This window comes from Paraburkholderia phymatum (genome assembly GCF_040965635.1).
In the GTDB taxonomy this organism is placed as follows: domain Bacteria; phylum Pseudomonadota; class Gammaproteobacteria; order Burkholderiales; family Burkholderiaceae; genus Paraburkholderia; species Paraburkholderia phymatum_B.
Genome location: NZ_JBFRCH010000152.1, coordinates 1 through 255, shown reverse-complemented (window position 1 = coordinate 255; position 255 = coordinate 1). Strand labels below are relative to the sequence as shown.

Here is a 255-nt window from a genome sequence, read left to right as displayed (position 1 = left end):
GGCCATGCTCGCGCAGCATGTTGCCCAGATTGTTCAGGTACGCCGCTTCCGCGCGCACGCGCACCGAGTGCTCCATCAGTGCGAGACCCGCCTCGTACTCGCCCCGCTGGCAGCGCAGCAGCCCCAGAAAGTGCTGCGCATCCGCCTGCCCGGGCTCGCGATCCAGTATCTCCATGTACCGCGCCTGCGCCTCCTCCAGCCGTCCGGACTGGTGATGCGACAGCGCCTGCTCCAGCAGCCGTTGCACTTCGTTCA

General features: G+C 67.5%; 1 pseudogene. It reads right to left on the bottom strand.

The annotated features are described in order from the left end of the window. Positions 1–255: pseudogene (locus tag AB4Y32_RS40585) on the bottom strand (tetratricopeptide repeat protein); the annotation flags it as partial.